The organism is Brevundimonas sp., from assembly GCF_031412435.1.
Lineage (GTDB): Bacteria > Pseudomonadota > Alphaproteobacteria > Caulobacterales > Caulobacteraceae > Brevundimonas.
Genome location: NZ_JANODA010000053.1, coordinates 13,984 through 31,461, shown reverse-complemented (window position 1 = coordinate 31,461; position 17,478 = coordinate 13,984). Strand labels below are relative to the sequence as shown.

Sequence of the window (17,478 nt, the reverse complement as noted above, 5' to 3'; positions counted from 1 at the left end):
CCTGACGCGGCGGCTTACGCAGGCATGTCGTCAAGCGGCGAGACGTGTCTCGGGGGGAAGAAGGGAGGCGACCACCAAGCGGCTCATCATCCGCCCCTCTAGTGGCAGGATAGCATCGACGAACGTCAGGCTCGAGGAATCCCCGGTGGTCGGGGGAGGCTGCAGCAGACTGGCTTTCGTTTGAAAGGTTTCCTGGACTGCATCGACCAGAACGCCAGCGACCCGGTCGCCATCCTGGATCACCACGATGACATGGCGGGTTGTCGGCTCTGTCGTTCCAAGACCCAGGTGCGAGCGCAGGTCGACCACTGCCATGACGCTTCCGCGTAGATTGATGACGCCGAGGATCGCGGGCGGCGCGTGGGGGATGGGCGTGGCGGGACTCCAGCAACGGATTTCCCGCACATGACGGATGTCGATGCAGAAAGACTGGTCTGCGATCTCAAAGGAAATCAGCTCGATTTGCTCGTCGGAGGCGGCTGGACCCTCCATCAGAACTCCTCCCAGCCGTCGACCGCCAGGGCGGCACCGCCCCCGGCGTAGGCCGCGACGCGAGATTGCGCTGCCCGGACCGGATTGACGGAGGCGGCCGGGCGTCCCCCTTGTACGAGCCGGGGCCGTGGCGATGGCGCTGCCTGAGCCGGCGCATCACCGGTGCGGAACCGCCCGACCAATCGACTGAGCTCGGCGGTTTCACCCTTGAGGCTGTTGGCAGCGGCCGTGGCCTCTTCGACCATCGCAGCGTTCTGTTGTGTGACCTGATCCATCTGATTGACCGCTACGTTCACCTCGTTGAGACCGGTGGACTGCTCCAGGGATGAGGAGGCGATCTCTGAAATCAGGACGTCGATTTCGGCAACCTTGGCGACAATCCCGTCCAGCGCCAGGCCGGTCTCTCCGACCAGCTTCACGCCGCGTTGAACCTGGGACGAGCTGCTGGCGATCAGCGTCTTGATCTCCTTGGCGGCCTCGGCGGAGCGTTGGGCCAAGGCGCGCACCTCCTGGGCGACGACCGCAAAACCTCGACCGGCGTCACCGGCTCGCGCCGCCTCGACGCCAGCGTTCAGGGCGAGAAGATTGGTCTGGAACGCGATTTCGTCGATCACACTGATGATCTGCGTGATCTGGCTCGAACTCTGCTCGATTTCCCCCATGGCGGAGACCGCGTCGCGCATGACATCGCCAGACTTTGTCGCTTCGGTGCGCGCCCCTGTCGCCGCGGCGGCGGCCTGGCGCGCGCCTTCGGCACTGCGTTTGACCGTGGCCGTGATCTGGTCGAGGGCGGCGGCGGTTTCCTCCAGGCTGGCCGCCTGCTGTTCCGTCCGGCGGGACAGATCGTCAGACGCACCGGCAATTTCATCGGACCCTGACCTTAGTCCGGCGGTCGCTGTCGTGATTCCCGTCATAGCGTCTTGCAAGCTATCGACCGCAGCGTTGAAGTCCGATTTGATCTGGGCGTACCGGCCTTCGAACGATGCAGTGATCCTGGTCGTCAAATCCCCTTGGGCGAGGGCCTGGAGACTCTGCGCCAGGGTCTCGACGATGCTTCCCTGCTCCTCCTCGGCGCTACGGCGTTCGGCGTCGACGCGGGCCATCTCTTGTTCCACCGCGGTGACATCGGACGCGAACTTGATGATTTTGTAAGGCTTTCCCGACGCATCCAATACCGGATTGTAGGAAGCCTGGATCCAGCACTCACGGCCACCCTTGCCGATGCGCATGAACTTGCGAGCGACGAACTCTCCGCGATTCAAGTCTTTCCAGAAATCCCTGTAGTCGCTGCTGTTGGCCTCGGCGGGGCATACGAACATGCTGTGGTGGCGCCCTTCGATCTCGGCCGCCGTATAGCCGAGCACGGCGAGAAAGTTGGCGTTGGCGCGTATGATGGTGCCGTCCAGCTTGAATTCGATCACCGCCTGGGAGCGATCCATCGCCGCGATCTGGGCTTCGAGTTCCCGCTGGTGATCGGCGGCCATCTCATTCCGTCGAGACTTGAACAACATCGCAACCATCCATCTGCCAAAGGTGATCAGCGTTATCTGAGAAAGCCGTTCACGACTCTCTTTCGTCAGATGCCGTAGATTCACGCCTCGGCCATTCGTAACCCGTTAACCTTGCCGCACGCCGTGGGCTCAGAGCCAATGTCCCCGCCTTAACCTCAGTCCTCCTCGGCGATGGGGCGTACCAGCCCTGCCAGAGCCGTAATGTTTCGGGCGCCCGTCTTGCGCAGGATGCTGGCGCGAAACGCCTCGATGGTGCGGGGGCTCAGACCCATCTCGACCGCCGCTGCCTTGCTCGACTTCCCCGCTGCGGCGTAGCTGAACACCTCCTTTTCGCGAGAGGTCAGCGTGTGAAACCGGGCGTTGGCTTCGATGGCGGCCGGATCGGTTCGAACGGGTTTCCGGATTCGGCTCTGAGCCGTTCTGATCGCGTCGATCAGCTCGCCGGGCCGGAAAGGTTTCTCAAGGAAGGTGCTCGCCCCGAGCTGCATCGCGGAGACAACAACGGGAATGTCGGCATAGCCGCTGATCACGATGACAGGCCAATGTCCGTAACCGAGGCTCTTCATTCTTTCGATCAGCGTCAACCCGCTGACTCGCGGCATCCGGAGGTCGGCTATTACGCAACAAGGCGCCAGCGTCGGCAGCGCACGCAGAAAATCGACGGGAGAAGCGTAGCCTGTAGTCTCGAAGCCAGCGATCGAGAGCATCTCGACCAGTGAGCTCAAGACCTGCCTGTCGTCATCCACAACCGCTACAGCCTGTCTTGCCTCTACGTTCATTCCTGCGTTGTCCGCGTTTCTTCGGGACTCACGGTGAAGGCGGCTTCGGCGTCGAGGTTGGATACCGGCTCTATCCGGTCGTTGTCCTTGCCCCCCGACATCCAGCGCGGTGATCCCGTCGGTCGCGCGGCCAGCGTGCTGACGATGTCGTCCGGCCGCGGGCAGGCGCTTGTGTCACGCGGTGTGCCGAACATCAGATTTACCCGCGCTGCTCCCGCCGCAAATACGCCCATGGCCGCGACCGCCGAACTGATCCGGGCGAATGAAGCGCGAGAGTCGTCTTCCCTGCATCGAAGCCGCATCAGCCGTAATCATGGGAGCGATTCGGGATGTCCATTGCTTCGACCCTGACGTCTTCAGTACACGGGTCGAGTATAACTACAAGACGCCTTCACCTCCAGCGGGCCGGGAACGGTGCGACAGAATGAAGCTCAGTCCACGGTGCAATGAATCCAAGGTTTTCTTCCGCGACCTGAGCCGGGCGTCAGGCCTTTGAATGTCTCCCTGCTGACGAGATGTTCGTCCTGACTGAAGTACTTTGGAACGCCGCGTTCCTTAAGTTGTAATTCTGTGGTTCTTCATCTTCCGGAAGGCCTCCGGTTCTACAGGTGCGCCTCTTGCCGATCTCGACGGCGAACATCGGCAATTCCTTCGCGTCACCATCATCGTCCAGATCGTCCCTTCAAAAGGGGCGGGATGGACTGGATCGGGCGATGAGCAGTGCTGGCGTTTGCTTGAAGCGGGCTTCAGTCTGGCCGGGTGATGCGGTTGGGGCGGATCAGGCCGGAAGCCGGTCTTTTCAACACAGGCCTCGCGCGACCTGGGTGGCGAGCGCGGCGATATTCGGGCAGTGCATCTTCCGGAGTATGTTGGCGCGAAACACGTCTACCGTTCTTGGGCTAAGGCCAAGTTCGAGGGCGGCCTGTTTGCTGTTGCTGCCCTGCACGAGGTGTCCCAGCACTTCCCGTTCTCGTCGCGTAAGCGTTTGATAGCGCGCCCGGACCGCCGCCAGGTCCTCGCTGACAACCGATCGGCTCAGTGTCGTGGCCCCGTCCATGAGCGCCGAAACAAGCTGATCTGGATCGAAAGGTTTCTCAAGAACTGTAACCGCGCCGAGTTGCATCGCCGTAACTGCGATTGGGACGTTGACGTGACCGCTGATCACGATGACTGGCCATCCCGCCGCTCGGCTGCCCTTCAATCGGGATATCAAATCCAGACCGTCCATGCCCGGCATTCGGATGTCAGTGACAAGGCAGGATTCCGGCAGATCCGGAAGGTTGGCCAACATATCCGCCGGATCCGGGAAGCAAGTCACGTCGAAGCCCTGGCCCGAAACCATCGTGGTCAGCGATGCCAAGACCGCTTCGTCGTCATCGACGATGATCACATGGCAGATGCTCATGCCAACGCCTCGGAATCGGTCTTCAGCAAGACGGAAAAGGCCGCCCCGCCGAGGCTGCTGGCCGAACAGCTGATCGATCCACCATGCGCTTCGAGGATCGTCTTGCAGATCGAAAGCCCCAAGCCCGTCGCGCCCTTGTTCGTGCTGGCCAGAGGTTCGAATAGTTGATCAACGATCTCCGGCGCGATCCCGGGACCGTCGTCTTCGACAATCAACTCATAAGATCCACAGGCGCGGATAGAGCGTCCGCGAATCTGAATGAGTCGCGCTCCCTCTCCGCGCGCGGCCTCCATGGCGTTACGAACCAGGTATCCCAGCACCTGCTGGATCTGGATCCGGTCACAGCGGGCGGTCTCCGCCGGCGCAACATCGACCTTGATTTTAGCGTTGACCGTGCGAGCCCTGATCAGCAGAGCAGGCATCAGGTCCTCAACGAGGGCGTGGATCTCTTCATCGGCATGATAGCCCGTCTCGCGTGACATCAAGCCTCGCATTCGACGGATGGTCTCGCCCGCTCTCTGGGTCTGATTGTTGGCCGCATCCAAAGACGCGACAATCCGGTCAACATCTGGAGCTTCGACACCCAAGAGGTGGCGGGCCGCGTAAATGTAGTTGGCGATGGCCGACAGGGGCTGGTTGAGCTCATGCGCCAGAACGGACGCCATCTCGCCCAGGGAGGCCAGGCGCCAGTTGTTTGTGATTACAGTCTGGAGCTTATGGGCTGCCGCTTCCGCCCGCCTGACCGCGGTGGCGTCCTGGATAAACAGGGTGACAAAGGTTTCGCCCAAGGCTGTGAAGTGCGCCGCCTTGACCTCGACTGCGACCGCCTCGCCGGTCACGCTGCGGGCGGTCATATGGGGGGCGTTTCCCCCGCCAGTTTTCCCCACGTTGAACTTTTCAATGGCTTGGTCAGTCGCCTGGGCCGTGAGGGTCAACCCCTCGATAAGGCTGGCCGCAGGAGTGTGGGGGCCGGCAACCTTGTCACCAAAGAGCCGCTCTGCCGCCGGGTTGGCGCTTCGAACCAAACCGTCGGCGTCAATCGCCAGCACTGCCATCGGCGCATCGAGGAGCATGCTTCTGGCGAAGGAAGTTTCCACTTCTGCGGTCTCCCACCCCGCCGAAAGCGCAGAGTCGTTCTGGCGAGATTAGGTGAAATTCAGGCACGGCATAGATGAATTTTCGCCCAGGCGGATTGCAACGTCCGGATGCGTCCAACCGCGTCGAAATAGTGCGTCGCGTCTATGGGGTTGGAGACATGGGCGATCATGCCAGCCCGGAAGCAATCCCGAACCTCATCAAATTCCGTCTGCGTGGTCACAGCGATGATCGCCGGGGTCGCCCTGCGTAGGATTCCTCACCTCGATCGCCGCGCCCTCTCCGGTGCGGGCTCTTCCCGGAAACGAGGCAAGTGAGGCCACAGTCGGCACGGCCAGCTTTTTCAGAAGCTGGCTACGGTAGATGTCGACCATCCGCGGGCTGATACCCAGCAACTCAGCAGTCCGTGTCCCCGTCTGTCCGGCCCCGGGCAGAGCGGCCACGTCCTGCTCGCGCGCGGACAAGGCGCGGAATCGGATGCTCATTGCTCAATCGCGATCAAGCGACCGGAATCCGGCCCCGGAAAGGGGAACGGTCCGTCCCGCGTGGTCGCGACAGCGTCGCAGATTGCGCCATCGATATCGCTCTGGCGACTAGGTGAAACTACCCAGGGCCAGAGGGATATAAGTGATAAGACGTATAGTTTTGTAGCGGGATCGATGCCATCTCCGCCTTTGCATACGCATTTTTGACTAGTTATTATATTCGTAATCACGAACTCTTAGTTCTATTCCAGACCTATAAGAGTTGAGATTTAGGTTTCGAAAGAAATAGAGTGATCAAAATCCGCCCTCCGCGACGGTCCGGCCCCGGCTGCCGCCGAAGGCCTCCGTGGCTCTTCATGTCGAAGACCGCGGCCGAGAGCGTCGAGTTCACCAGATGAGCGCAGAGCCGCCTGCTGCGAGTGAGGCCCGGATCAATCTCAGGTCCATCAAGGCGCTGTGCGTGGATTCCAATCAGCTGGGCCTGGAGATACTGGGCCAGATGCTGATGGGATTCGGTGTCGAGCGCATTGTCCGCGCGCAAAGCGGTGAGGAAGCTCGCCGGATCGTGAAGGCGGAGGCCATCGATCTGATCCTTTGCGATGCTTCCCTTGCCGACGAGACGGGCTACGAACTTATTCGTTGGCTAAGACGCTCGGATATCGAGCCCAACCGCTTCGCCCCGATTATTGTCGTGTCCGGTCATACGCGGGAGAGGGAAGTGAACAACGCACGCGATGCAGGCGCAAATTTTGTCGTCGCGAAACCGACGTCTCCGGCGGTGTTGATGCAGCGCATATACTGGGTGGCGCAAGGCGGTCGGTCATTCGTCGAGGCGCCGAACTTCACCGGTCCCGACCGCCGTTTCAAATTCGACGGTCCGCCCAATGGCGGAGGCGGGCGGCGCAAATGTGATCTCAGCGGCGAGTTGGGAGACGCCAAGGATCCCAATCTCAGTCAGGACGAAATCGACTCCGTCATCAAGCCCCAAAAGGTTAGCCTATGACCGTGGTCACCTTCAGGATCATTCAGACTGCGCTCGAAAAACAGGTCCGTAGACCCGGAGGAATGAGCATAAGAGAGGCTATCGACGGAGCGACGCGAAACCTTCTTGATTTGGGCGAGAGCGCCCTTCCGCTGATCTGGAGCGGGCTTGCTGATATCGAAGCCCTGGTCGGTCCCGGAGTCGATAAGCTGGACCCGGATGCGCTGGTCCGTATCCATGCCCACGCCGATCGCCTGCTCGGCTACTGCATTACAATTGATCGGCCGGGCCTGCCAGATTGCCTGCTCAGGATCTGCCGGCTCGCAGATGCCGTCGCTGAAAGCGATCTATGGCTGCCTGGCAGTTTTGGACCCCTTCTGCAGACGACCAGGCTATTGCTGCAGGGGGGGCTCGCACCTCTCGAAGCGAGAGCGTTACTTGCCGGGATCGATCAGTGCATTGCCCGCTATAAAGAGCATACCCTGGAGGCCTCGGCGGTCGACCGGTGACGGGATGACGGTCGATCTACGATCAAGGGTGGCCGGTTCCCGGCAGGCCCTCCCTGAACCTGCGAGGCAGCGAACTGACGGTTCCGCTTTGCGGCGACGTAAGCTTCAAGACGATCCGGTGCGGGACGCTCAAGTTCGGGCGCCGGCGACGGTTCGTGCGGAGAGGCCGCGCGTCAGCGCCTTTTCCCGACAGTATCCGAGTGTCCGGCGCTGTCGAGGTAGGCGATCAGGTCGGCGATGTCTGCCTCTTCCATGACGATCTGGGGCATCGCCGGATGGGCGGTAACAAGGCCCTCCGCCAGCGCCTCCTGAAGGTCTGCCACGGGGTAGCGCTGGCTCAGGCTTCGAAATGGAGGGGCGGCCAGCATCGGACTGCTGTCGGAGGCCCCCGTGGCGTGACAGCCCGAACACCGGGTCTGGGCGAGGACGGCGCCGCGAGACGCCGAGCCCGATATGACCCACGGGTCTGCGGCAGGGATGCGGGGCCCGACGCCGGGCACGGGGCCGGGGGCGGCGCAGCCGGCGGCAAGGAGAAGCATGGTGAGGGTCGCAGTACGCATGAGGGTTTCCTTCGCCGTCAGTCATGCGGACCGGATAGCGAAAGCGCTTTGATCCCGATCAAAGCGGGCGCTGGCGAAAGGCAGGAGTCTCCTCGCATCGATGAATCACTGCTTCGGCAGGAGAGGGGCCATGGACACTCAGATCCGCAGGGAGATCCTTGATGTGCTGGAGCGGGGACGCGATCTCACGCTGGCGACGATCCGCGAGGATGGGGCGCCCCAGTCGACGACAGTCAGCTACGCCAGTGATGGACTGTCGATCTATTTTGGTTGCGGCGCCGGATCGCAGAAGGCCTTGAACCTGGCGCGTGATGATCGTGTGTCGCTCACCATCGACCTGCCCTACACAGTGTGGAGCGAGATCCGGGGCCTGTCCCTCTTCGGGCGTAGTCGACCGGTTGCGGACCCTGCCACCATTGCATCGGTGGAGCGTCTGTTCCGCGCAAAGTTTTCAGAAATGTCCGGCTTTACCGCAACGCCCGGGGACATTGCCCTGTTCTGCATCACGCCGCAGATCATCTCTTTGCTCGATTATCGCAAAGGCTTTGGCCACACAGATCTTGTTGCAGCCGCCGAGCTTGAGGCGCCAGCTGCTCCCGAGTTGGTGCGATGAAGGCCCTGTTTTCGGGTGAGGCGTTGTCATCTCTCAGGGATGAGGCGCTGGCGGCACTCTACGCGGCCGTGAACGGCATGGCTGAATCGCAGTTGGGGACGGACCCCGCTGTTCTTGAAGCTCTGGTCGATCAGACGCTTCCGGCGCCAGCCCGGATTCACCGGAGTGAGGTGACCTTCGAGATCGGCGAAGCCTCCCTCAAGAGCTTCGATCTCCTTTCCCGCCCACGACACGAGGACGGCATTCTCGTCCTCCTGAAAATACCGTTCAGCGGCGACGCGCGATATTTCAACGTTTCCGCCGCCGCCGGCTTTGAGGTCCCGCCGGATGGCGGGGTTGAGGGCCAGACACTCCTCGTCCCGATTCCAACGACCTCGACCGACGAGACCACCGTCGTCGCCGAGGTTGATGCCCGACTTGATCGCATCGAGCGACTGCTTGCCCATCAGGCTGAAGAAGTCGCACGCTGGCGGTCCGTGCTCAGGCAGGCTGCGGTTCGTGCGATCGAAGACCGGCGTGCCCGGCTGGCCATGGAGACGCGGACGATCGCCGCGCTGGAGGAGGTCGGCCTGCACCAGACACCTGCGTCACCGCGCTAGACCTCGGGCTTGGGTCCCAGGGGGCGGCCCGGCTCAAGGCCGGCCGCCAGCAGGCGCGCCCATGCTTCCTCAGCGGTCTCGGCGTAGGCGAAGAGTTCAAGATCGGCGGGGGCGATCAGACCTTCTGCAGCCAGGCGGTCGAAGGTGATCACGGAACCCCAGAATGACTTGTCGACAAGGACGACAGGGACCGGTGGAGCCTTGCCTGTCTGGCGCAGCGTCAGGATTTCAAAGAGTTCGTCGAACGTGCCGAACCCACCCGGAAAGACAACGAGCGCATTGGCCCGCATCGCCAGGTGCATCTTGCGCATGGCGAAGTAGTGGAACCGGAACGTCAGCTCGGGCGTGCTCCAGGGATTGGGCTCCTGTTCGGTCGGAAGGGTGATGTTGAAGCCGATAGAAGGCGCGCCCGCCTCGACCGCGCCGCGATTGGCCGCTGCCATGATGCCGGGCCCGCCGCCCGTCGCGATGACATTGTCGCGCACGCCGCCGCTGTCCTGGACGGCCCCGCCCTGGAGTGAGGCGAGGACGCCAAAACGTCGGGCTTCGGCATACCAGCGGCTTTGCGATCCCGGGCCATCCTCCCTGACCCGGGCGCTTCCAAAAACCACGATGGTCGATCGTACGCCCCAGGCCTTGAGCGCACGTTCAGCCTTCTCGAACTCCAGTTGGAAGCGAACCCCGCGCATGGCGTCCCCAAGCAGGAAATCCTGATCGAGCGCCGCCAGCCGGTATGAGGGCGATGAGCGTTGCGCCTCGTTGGACGGTTGCGGCATCAGGACTGGGCCTCGGGTGACTGCGGGATGATTGCTGCAAGAGCAGCCAGCAGAGTCTCGCGATCAGCATCGGTAGGCAAGGCCTGGAGCCTTTCGTTCAGAGACTCCAGCAGGCTGGCCCGGGCGTTGTGCCAGTCTGGACGTGCGGCGGCGCCGGGGATCATTCGAGCTTCGTATCCCTCCCGCAACGCCGCCGTTGTGGGCGTCAGATCAAAGGTCTGATCCAGCTGCGGGATGGTGATTGTCGAAGCGGCCCTTCCCGCTGCTAGCAACCGGCCCTGGAGCCCCTCCAGACCCACCGGCTCCCCATGGGCAAGGAACACCTGACGGGAAAGATGAGGCTATGTCCCAAAATCTTGACCGACGATCCGTCCTTGGTATGGGCGCCATGACCGCGCTGTTTCCGACCCGAGCCCAATCCCTGGCAGAGATTCACGTCCTCAACGTCGGTGACCGACTGGAACGGTTCAGTTGGTTGAGGCCTGGCGTGCGAACCTATCTGAGATCCGTGCAGCGTGACGAGCAGCACATCGCTGTCGACATCTGGCGTCGCGAAATCCGCATCGAGGTCATCGATGGGGTAGAGCGCCTTCGCATTCTCCAGCGCTGGGATGGCGCCGATCAGCCATCGGTCTTGGCCGAGCGTGACTCGGTCTTCGAAATGCAGACTTTTCGGCCCATCACGCATCGGCGCGTCACCACCCGGGATGGCGTCGTTCGGGTGGAGGCGTTCCGCTTCGGAGACCGTGGCATCGTTGGAATGGAAGACGTCGCCGACAATGAGCGCGACGGCTTCTCGCAGCTGTCGAACGAGCCGATGTTCAACTTTGAGGTCGACATTGAAATGCTGCAGACCCTGCCCCTGAGCCTGGGCTTTGCCGTGTCGATTCCGTTCTGCCATCCAGGGGGCGGCGCCCCCACCCGATACATTTGGCGCGTCACATCGGACCAGCGGTTACGCGGTCCAGACAACGCCGAGATCGACTGCTGGGTCGTGGAAACAGATTACAATGTGCCGCAGAATTCGCCGGCGCGCTTCTGGATGGCCAAGTCCACACAGCAGGTCATCAAGCTGGAGGCTCAGGCACCCGACGGAGCGATCCACTACAAGAGGCTGCTTCAGGCGTGATCTCGATATGTGGCTTCAGACCGGTCCACAGAGAAGACCGGTCTCGGCGCAGTGGCTCGAAGCCCAGGAGATAGGATGATCACGCCGGCATTGGCGCTCTGTCTGACCATCACGATGACACCACAGGAGCCGTCCCACACGGTCCGGATCGCCTTGGACAGCGATAGTGTTTCGGAGGCCGCGACGCGCGACCAGCTTGAGCGACTCCTCGAACGGCTGGAGCCCGAGCGATGGATTTTCAGCCCGGATGTCCTGATCAAGGACCGGACTATCCCCCGTAGCCATCCTGTCGTCACCATGCGAACGGGGGAGTCGGATCGGGAGTTGATCGCGAACTTCCTTCACGAGAACATCCATTGGTACCTGAGTGAGCGCAGGCCCGCTCTGGAGCCCGCAATTGTCGAGTTGCGACGTAGATATCCGAGCTTGCCAGTCGCCTTTCCCGAGGGCGCCGGGGATGAGTATTCGTCATACCTGCACCTCATCGTCTGTGCGCTCGAGTTCAAGGCGCTGCGGGAGGTCGTCGGTGACGTCGAGGCGGTCGGCACGATGCAGTTCTGGGCGACACACCACTATACGAAGATCTATTCCATCGTGATCGAGGATGAGGCCGCAATCATGGCTCTGCTTGATGAGCACGGCCTGTCCAATCGGGCGCTCGGAGAATAGCTTCGCAAGCCGGTTTGGGGGGCGGCAGAACCGCGCGTGTGTGTCGCAAAGACGACGAGTCCGCTGACAGCAATGCCCCCAGTTGTCGATGCCGCCCCTGTCCCACCACGGGGTTGGACGTTCGGCCAAGCGGAACTTGAGACGGCTAAAGTCCATCTTGCGCGGCGTCTGACTAGGCCCTGATGAAGGCCTCCAGGTCGCTGTTCACCTGAGCGAGATGGGTGATCCAGATGCCGTGGGGGGCTCCGGCATAGACCTTCAGCTCGGCGTGCGGGATACCCGCCGCGAGGCGCAGTCCGGTGATCGCGAGGGGGGCCGAGGCGTCCCTGTCACCGTGCAGGATCAAAACCGGGTGCTGGATCCGGGGCAGATCGGCTCTCAGGTCGGTCGTCACCAGGGCTTTATGAGTGGCGATGGCGACGGGGACAGGGGTTTCAAGGAGCTGCCTTGTGAGGACCTCCTGCAGCGGCCGAGACGTCAGTTCGGTGAAGAAGGCCGCCTGGTTGTCATACGCCCACCCGGGGAAGTCGTTGGCGAACTGCGCCCAGACGCTTTCATAAACCGCCAGTGGCGCGCCGTAGGGGTTGCCAGCCGTCCGCAAAACGAACGGGGCCACCGGTGCGATGAAGGCAACCTTTCGCACGCGCTCGCCGCCGCTGCGCGCCATGTATCGGAGACATTCAGCGGCACCCATGGAATGGCCGACCAGGATCACATCGCGCAGATCGAGCTGTTCGATGACCGCGCCGAGGTCGTCGGCCAGCGTGTCCAGGTCGTAACCGCCGGCCGCGATCTCGGACCGCCCATGCCCGCGGCGATCCCAGGTGACACAGCGGTAGCCGAGCGCCGCGAAGTGAGCGACCTGATAGTCCCACATGCGGCTGTCGAGCGCCCAGCTCGACGCGAAGAGGAGTGTCCGCGGACCTTCGCCGAACTCCCTGTGAAAGAGGTGGGCGCCATCTGTCGCCGACACCTGGCGCCCTGAACGCGTCGATGCGGCAACCGCGACCGGCGGGTGGGCCATGGAGGTCCCTGCGGCCAGGGCAGCGGTGGAAAGGAGTAAGGTTCGGCGGTTCATATGGAGCTCCTTGCGTTGCAAGCAGGAACCTCACGCTGGCCAGCGGGTCGATTACCTCCGAGGTAGTCAGCCAAGCAGGGCGGGCCTCGTCCGACATCCCTTGATGCTTGACGCCGGGAGGGACTTCGGGCGCGAAACCTGCGCCGTAAACTGCGGATGGAACCCACTCGTCCGTCAATCGGCCATCAGGCCGCGGGCTTCAAGGGCGGCCAGAACGGCCACGGCAGCGGCCTGAAAGAGAACGAAAACACAGCCCAGCGCTGACGGCGATGTCAGCGCGAGGACGGCGAGACTGGCGGCGACCCACGCGACGTTGCCGATAACGGCGACCAACAGGAGCCGCCGGCTCAGTGTGCGCGACGTCGACATCCAGGCGAAGAGCGCGGCGACAGGGAACAGAACCACGCCCGCGATACCCAGAAGCTGCTCGGGAAGGTTGGTCAGCCGCGCCAACGGGCCCGTGGCGAAGGCCATCAGGGCGCCCGCGCCTGCGCATGTGATCGCGTCGGTGAGGAGGACGCGGCGTACGGAGGCGGACTCGTCGCTAGGACGCATGGCATTTCCCATCAGCTCAATGGAGGCCAGCTTCCTCCTCGCCATGACGCGCGTCGATTACGTCCGAAGTAATGGTGCTCTTCACCCGCTCGCCTAGACTTGAGGACTCGCAAGGAGCGATCAAATGGTAGGAAACGCGAGCCCCTTCGGGCAGCATCTACGGACGTGGCGTCAGCGGCGGCGGTTGAGCCAGCTGGACCTGGCTTTGGAAGCCGAGATTTCGGCCAGGCACCTGAGTTTCCTGGAGACGGGAAGAGCACAGCCAAGCCGCGAGATGGTGCTCCTGCTGGCCAATCGGCTCGAGACACCGCTGCGAGATCGGAACCTGATGCTGGCCGCCGCGGGGTTCGCCCCGGTCTTTTCGCACCGCGGTCTTGACGATCCTGCGCTCGAGACGGCCCGCCGGGCGGTCGACCTGATCCTGAAAGGACACGAGCCGTTCCCGGCCTTGGCGGTCGATCGTCATTGGAACATGGTCGCGGCGAACCACAGCGTCGCTCTGCTTCTCGAGGGGCTGGCGCCGGCCCTGCTCGCGCCTCCGATCAATGTGATGCGTCTAGCTCTGCATCCGGATGGCTTGGCCCCGCGCATCGCCAATCTCGCCGAGTGGCGTGGACACCTGCTGGAGCGGCTCACCGAGCAGGCCCAATCGGTGGGCGACGGCAGCCTCGATGCCCTGCTCAGGGAGCTCCATGGCTTTCCATGCCCCGCCGCCTCCGACCTCAGGGCGACTGATCTCGGCGGCATTGCCGTGACGTTGAAACTGGTGGTCGGAGAGCGGATGCTGTCCTTCATCTCAATGACGACCGTGTTCGGCGCCGCGACTGACGTGACCCTGGCCGAAATGACGCTTGAAACCTTTCTGCCTGCCGATCAGGAAACCGCGGACGCCCTCCTTGGGATGAACCGGGCCTAGTGGCGTACACCGAACTGCAGGCGGTGAGTTCGCGCGGTGCTGTCAGTCCAACGCGAACTCGTCTCCACTGACGGGAGTCCGGGCAGGGGAGGCGAGCCCTATGCGGCGAGCGTCTTCCACTCGGCCAGGGCGGCTGAGCGTTGGGCTTTGTAAGTCGCTCTGCTGATGAGGTGGCGGTCCTGATTGAAGTGATTGTGGAAGGCGGCGTGCACTGAGCTGAACTTCTGCAGCGTCTTCATTTGTCTGAACCTCAGCATGGCCCGTTCTCGTCGTCGGAAGGGCAGGTGGGAGTTCTCGACCCTGTTGTTGGCCCAGCGGCCGATCTCCTGTTTGGCGGTGTTGCCGAGGTCCTTCATCGCGGCCTTGTAGGAGCGAAGACCGTCGGTCGTGATCGCCCTGGCGCGGCCGTGGCGCTTCATCAGCTTCTTCATGAAGGTGAGGGCTGCGGCCTTGTCCCTGGTCTTGCTGGCAAAGGATTCCAGCACCTCGCCTTCCTGATCTACGGCCCGCCAGAGGTAGTGCATCTCGCCGTTGATCTTCACGTAGACCTCGTCGAGATGCCATCGCCAGTGGGTGAACGATCGCATCCTCTGGACGCGCTTCCGGCGGATCTCGGCGGCGAACATCGGACCAAACCGGTTCCACCAGAGCCATACCGTCTCGTAGCAGATGTCGATGCCGCGCTCGGCCAGCAGGTCCTCCACGTTCCGGAGCGAGAGCGGGTACTTGACGTACATCATCACCACCGTCCGGATCACCTCCGGCGAGCTGTCGAAGTAGCGGAACGGGTTGGTCGATCTGGCCATGAAACGGAAGGCTAGGTGCCAACAAGCCAGCCGGCAATCAGTTTGGCCTGACAGAGCCACAACGCTCGGTAATGTGGGGGAATATTCCCTCCGTAGAGGGACGAGACAGCTACCCTGCAAGGGACTGGCGGAGACGGAGGGATTCGAACCCTCGATACCCCTTACAGGGTATGACGATTTAGCAAACCGTTGCCTTCAGCCACTCGGCCACGTCTCCGGCAGGCAGGCTCGATAGCGGAGGCGGCGGCGCGGCGCAATCCGCCGTTTCGGAATGTTGTGATCCGGCGTCGCCGGCCGGCGGCCGCAGTTTCCCCAACGTGATCTTGTGAGGCGACCCATGGAGGGATAGGGCTTGGGCTCCACCTTCTCAGGGAGACGCTCCATGGCCGATCTGGCTCAAGTCACCGAACACATCCGCGGCGCCGTCGGCGACAACTCCGGTCTGGGCAAGACCGTGAAGATCGACCTGGGCGAGACCGGCAAGATCTTCATCGACGGCGCTTCTGTTCCGAACACCGTCACCAACGAAGACAAGCCCGCCGACACCACCGTCACGGTGTCGTGGGATGACTTCATCGCCATGTCCGAAGGCAAGCTGGACGGCATGATGGCCTTCATGCAGGGCAAGCTGAAGATCGCCGGCGACATGATGATCGCCCAGAAGCTGATCCCGCTGCTGAAGCGCTGATGGTCGGCTGACAACAAGAAAAGACAACGGCGCGGTCCCTTCGGATCGCGCCGTTCGCATATCGGGAAGGACGACGACCATGGACTTCAAGCACAGCGACCGCGCCCTGCACTGGCAGGAACGGGTCAACCGGTTCCTCGACGACAAGGTTCTGCCGCGCGCCGCCGACTACTGGGCCGATATCCATCGCGACCACACTGTCCAGTCCCCGACCATGGAGGCCATGAAGGCCGAGGCGCGCGAGGCGGGTTTGTGGAACATGTTCCTTCCCGGAGAGCACGGCGCGGGCCTGACCAATCTGGAATACGCGCCCCTGGCCGAGGCCATGGGCCGCGCCGGCCTGTGGGCGCCGGAGGTGTTCAACTGCAACGCCCCCGATACCGGCAATATGGAAGTGCTCCATATGTACGGAAACGAGGCCCAGCAGGAACGTTGGCTGAAGCCCCTGATGGCTGGCGAACTGCGCTCGGCCTTCCTGATGACGGAGCCGGCGGTGGCTTCATCGGACGCAACCAATATCCAGACCTCGATCGTCCGCCAGGGCGACGAGTATGTGATCAACGGCCGCAAATGGTGGTCGACCAATATGGGCCACCCGAACGTCGGCATCTCCATCGTGATGGGCAAGACCGACACGGGCGCCGCCACCCACCAGCAGCAGTCCCAGATTCTGGTGCCGACCGACACGCCCGGTTTCCGCGTCGAGCGGATGCTGACGGTGTTCGGTTATGACGAGCGCCCGATCGGCCATGCCGAGGTCGTGCTCGACAACGTCCGGGTGCCGGTCGGGAACCTGATTGCAGGCGAGGGCAGGGGCTTCGAAATCGCGCAAGGCCGCCTCGGGCCCGGCCGCATTCACCACTGCATGCGCGTGATCGGCGCGGCTGAAAAGGCGCTGGAGCTGATGTGCGAGCGGCTGCTGACCCGCACCGCTTTCAAAAAGCAGCTGGCCGAGCATTCGGTCTGGGAACAGCGCGTCGGCGAGGCCCGCACCAATATCGAGATGTGCCGCCTGATGGTGCTGAAGGCCGCCTGGATGATGGACAACGGCGGGGCCAAGAACGCCAAGTCCGAGATCGCCCAGATCAAGGTCGCGGCCCCGCGCATGGCGCTCCAGATCATCGACGACGCCATCCAGGCGTTCGGCGGCGCCGGCGTCTCGGGCGACACGCCCCTGGCCGAGATGTACGCCACGGTGCGGACCCTGCGCCTGGCCGACGGTCCGGACGAGGTGCACAACCGCACTATCGCACGGATCGAGTATTCGAAGCACGGCGGCCGGCCGGTCCGCTAGCGACGGCCATTCCAGCCGGACCGCCCGGGCGAACGTCCCGGGCGGTCCAGGCTCCCCCCACTCAAGGTCGGACCGAAGACGTCTGAGTATCCTGTTTTGATGTCAGGCAGAAATCGTTCCCCGCCTAAGTAGAAACCCCTATATACTAGGCGTTTTATTGATTCGTTAAGGCAATAAAACAATAGTCACGCTGACCTGATGTTCCTGGTGCAGCGATGTCTCTGAAATCTCTTCGACCGTGCCTGGAGGTCCTTGCCGGCGCCGCCACCATTCTGGTGACGGCGGCGCTGAGCCTGATCGCCGCCGCTCCCCCCGCCCACGCATATGCCGTCGCCGCAGTGTTTCCCCCGTGGTGGAGCGCCGGCGAGGTTCGGCTGGCGGTGGACCCGATCGGCGCGACTTCGGCGATCGGCCGCACGCCGACGATCGTGACGGTCTACGGCGGCCTTGACCTCCAGCAGCGGCTTCGCAACGCCGGGGCCTGGTTCATTCTCGATCCGCGCCTTCTCGCGTGCGGTCCCGGTTCGGAGATCTAGC

General features: G+C 62.9%; 22 protein-coding genes and 1 tRNA gene. 10 read left to right on the top strand and 13 right to left on the bottom strand.

Annotated elements, in window-relative coordinates:
• Positions 1-30 precede the first annotated feature (30 nt).
• From RMO01_RS10635 to RMO01_RS10605, 7 genes are all read right to left on the bottom strand, one after another.
• On the bottom strand, positions 31-492 hold the full coding sequence (locus RMO01_RS10635) for a chemotaxis protein CheW (protein ID WP_309629025.1): 462 nt from the start codon (positions 490-492) through the stop codon (positions 31-33).
• Positions 492-2,003 (bottom strand): methyl-accepting chemotaxis protein, encoded by a 1,512-nt coding sequence (locus RMO01_RS10630; RefSeq protein WP_309629024.1) that lies wholly within the window; start codon positions 2,001-2,003, stop codon positions 492-494. Before RMO01_RS10630 ends, RMO01_RS10635 begins: the two co-directional genes overlap by 1 nt.
• 155 nt (positions 2,004-2,158) lie before the next feature.
• Positions 2,159-2,782 carry a response regulator gene (locus RMO01_RS10625; protein ID WP_309629023.1) on the bottom strand — a complete coding sequence of 208 codons (624 nt, stop codon included), beginning with the start codon at positions 2,780-2,782 and terminating at the stop codon, positions 2,159-2,161.
• On the bottom strand, positions 2,779-2,976 hold the full coding sequence (locus tag RMO01_RS10620) for a hypothetical protein (protein ID WP_309629022.1): 198 nt from the start codon (positions 2,974-2,976) through the stop codon (positions 2,779-2,781). The genes RMO01_RS10625 and RMO01_RS10620 overlap by 4 nt, the downstream gene beginning before the upstream one ends.
• 605 nt (positions 2,977-3,581) lie before the next feature.
• Positions 3,582-4,187: a response regulator gene (locus tag RMO01_RS10615; RefSeq protein ID WP_309629021.1), complete on the bottom strand. Its 606-nt coding sequence runs from the start codon at positions 4,185-4,187 to the stop codon at positions 3,582-3,584.
• Complete coding sequence (locus RMO01_RS10610) at positions 4,184-5,284, bottom strand: ATP-binding protein (RefSeq protein WP_309629020.1); 1,101 nt, start codon at positions 5,282-5,284, stop codon at positions 4,184-4,186. The genes RMO01_RS10615 and RMO01_RS10610 overlap by 4 nt, the downstream gene beginning before the upstream one ends.
• Before the next feature lie 198 nt (positions 5,285-5,482).
• Entirely contained in the window at positions 5,483-5,767 is a 285-nt protein-coding gene (locus RMO01_RS10605) for a LuxR C-terminal-related transcriptional regulator (protein WP_309629019.1), read from the bottom strand.
• Positions 5,768-6,161: 394 nt separating this feature from the next.
• Between RMO01_RS10605 and RMO01_RS10600 the strand changes: the two genes are divergently transcribed.
• Positions 6,162-6,770, top strand: coding sequence for a response regulator (locus tag RMO01_RS10600; protein WP_309629018.1), 609 nt, complete (start codon positions 6,162-6,164; stop codon positions 6,768-6,770).
• Positions 6,767-7,258: a hypothetical protein gene (locus RMO01_RS10595; RefSeq protein WP_309629017.1), complete on the top strand. Its 492-nt coding sequence runs from the start codon at positions 6,767-6,769 to the stop codon at positions 7,256-7,258. Before RMO01_RS10600 ends, RMO01_RS10595 begins: the two co-directional genes overlap by 4 nt.
• A gap of 173 nt (positions 7,259-7,431) precedes the next feature.
• On the opposite strand, the gene RMO01_RS10590 is transcribed toward RMO01_RS10595, so the two are convergent.
• The gene (locus RMO01_RS10590) at positions 7,432-7,818 is read right to left on the bottom strand and encodes a c-type cytochrome (protein WP_309629016.1); all 387 of its coding nucleotides are present in this window, start codon (positions 7,816-7,818) and stop codon (positions 7,432-7,434) included.
• A 130-nt stretch (positions 7,819-7,948) separates the two neighbouring features.
• Between RMO01_RS10590 and RMO01_RS10585 the strand changes: the two genes are divergently transcribed.
• Together RMO01_RS10585 and RMO01_RS10580 are read left to right on the top strand one after the other, a co-directional pair.
• Positions 7,949-8,431, top strand: a complete 483-nt coding sequence (locus tag RMO01_RS10585) for a pyridoxamine 5'-phosphate oxidase family protein (RefSeq protein WP_309629015.1) — start codon at positions 7,949-7,951, stop codon at positions 8,429-8,431.
• Positions 8,428-9,030 (top strand): hypothetical protein, encoded by a 603-nt coding sequence (locus RMO01_RS10580; RefSeq protein ID WP_309629014.1) that lies wholly within the window; start codon positions 8,428-8,430, stop codon positions 9,028-9,030. Before RMO01_RS10585 ends, RMO01_RS10580 begins: the two co-directional genes overlap by 4 nt.
• Here the strand turns inward: RMO01_RS10580 and RMO01_RS10575 are convergent.
• Positions 9,027-9,806 carry an LOG family protein gene (locus RMO01_RS10575; RefSeq protein ID WP_309629013.1) on the bottom strand — a complete coding sequence of 260 codons (780 nt, stop codon included), beginning with the start codon at positions 9,804-9,806 and terminating at the stop codon, positions 9,027-9,029. The two genes, RMO01_RS10580 and RMO01_RS10575, sit on opposite strands and share 4 nt — an antisense overlap.
• A gap of 388 nt (positions 9,807-10,194) precedes the next feature.
• Here RMO01_RS10575 and RMO01_RS10570 point away from each other — a divergent pair, with 388 nt between their 5' ends.
• Complete coding sequence (locus RMO01_RS10570; RefSeq protein ID WP_309629012.1) at positions 10,195-10,935, top strand: hypothetical protein; 741 nt, start codon at positions 10,195-10,197, stop codon at positions 10,933-10,935.
• 75 nt (positions 10,936-11,010) lie between these two features.
• Entirely contained in the window at positions 11,011-11,604 is a 594-nt protein-coding gene (locus RMO01_RS10565) for a hypothetical protein (RefSeq protein ID WP_309629011.1), read from the top strand.
• A 172-nt stretch (positions 11,605-11,776) separates the two neighbouring features.
• Here RMO01_RS10565 and RMO01_RS10560 read toward each other — a convergent pair whose 3' ends face one another.
• Together RMO01_RS10560 and RMO01_RS10555 are read right to left on the bottom strand one after the other, a co-directional pair.
• Positions 11,777-12,682 carry an alpha/beta hydrolase gene (locus tag RMO01_RS10560; RefSeq protein ID WP_309629010.1) on the bottom strand — a complete coding sequence of 302 codons (906 nt, stop codon included), beginning with the start codon at positions 12,680-12,682 and terminating at the stop codon, positions 11,777-11,779.
• Between the two features lie 174 nt (positions 12,683-12,856).
• Positions 12,857-13,156, bottom strand: coding sequence for a hypothetical protein (locus tag RMO01_RS10555; RefSeq protein ID WP_309629009.1), 300 nt, complete (start codon positions 13,154-13,156; stop codon positions 12,857-12,859).
• A gap of 205 nt (positions 13,157-13,361) precedes the next feature.
• Here RMO01_RS10555 and RMO01_RS10550 point away from each other — a divergent pair, with 205 nt between their 5' ends.
• Complete coding sequence (locus RMO01_RS10550; protein WP_309629008.1) at positions 13,362-14,153, top strand: helix-turn-helix transcriptional regulator; 792 nt, start codon at positions 13,362-13,364, stop codon at positions 14,151-14,153.
• A gap of 98 nt (positions 14,154-14,251) precedes the next feature.
• On the opposite strand, the gene RMO01_RS10545 is transcribed toward RMO01_RS10550, so the two are convergent.
• Together RMO01_RS10545 and RMO01_RS10540 are read right to left on the bottom strand one after the other, a co-directional pair.
• Positions 14,252-14,959 carry an IS6 family transposase gene (locus RMO01_RS10545; RefSeq protein WP_309629007.1) on the bottom strand — a complete coding sequence of 236 codons (708 nt, stop codon included), beginning with the start codon at positions 14,957-14,959 and terminating at the stop codon, positions 14,252-14,254.
• A gap of 125 nt (positions 14,960-15,084) precedes the next feature.
• Positions 15,085-15,176: transfer RNA gene (locus tag RMO01_RS10540), tRNA-Ser, on the bottom strand.
• 165 nt (positions 15,177-15,341) lie between these two features.
• Here RMO01_RS10540 and RMO01_RS10535 point away from each other — a divergent pair.
• The 3 genes from RMO01_RS10535 to RMO01_RS10525 all read left to right on the top strand — a co-directional run bounded on the left by RMO01_RS10535 (position 15,342) and on the right by RMO01_RS10525 (position 17,477).
• Complete coding sequence (locus RMO01_RS10535; RefSeq protein ID WP_309629006.1) at positions 15,342-15,647, top strand: SCP2 sterol-binding domain-containing protein; 306 nt, start codon at positions 15,342-15,344, stop codon at positions 15,645-15,647.
• A 79-nt stretch (positions 15,648-15,726) separates the two neighbouring features.
• On the top strand, positions 15,727-16,941 hold the full coding sequence (locus tag RMO01_RS10530; protein WP_309629005.1) for an acyl-CoA dehydrogenase family protein: 1,215 nt from the start codon (positions 15,727-15,729) through the stop codon (positions 16,939-16,941).
• Between the two features lie 215 nt (positions 16,942-17,156).
• The gene (locus tag RMO01_RS10525) at positions 17,157-17,477 is read left to right on the top strand and encodes a hypothetical protein (protein ID WP_309629004.1); all 321 of its coding nucleotides are present in this window, start codon (positions 17,157-17,159) and stop codon (positions 17,475-17,477) included.
• The last annotated feature ends 1 nt before the right edge of the window (position 17,478 follow it).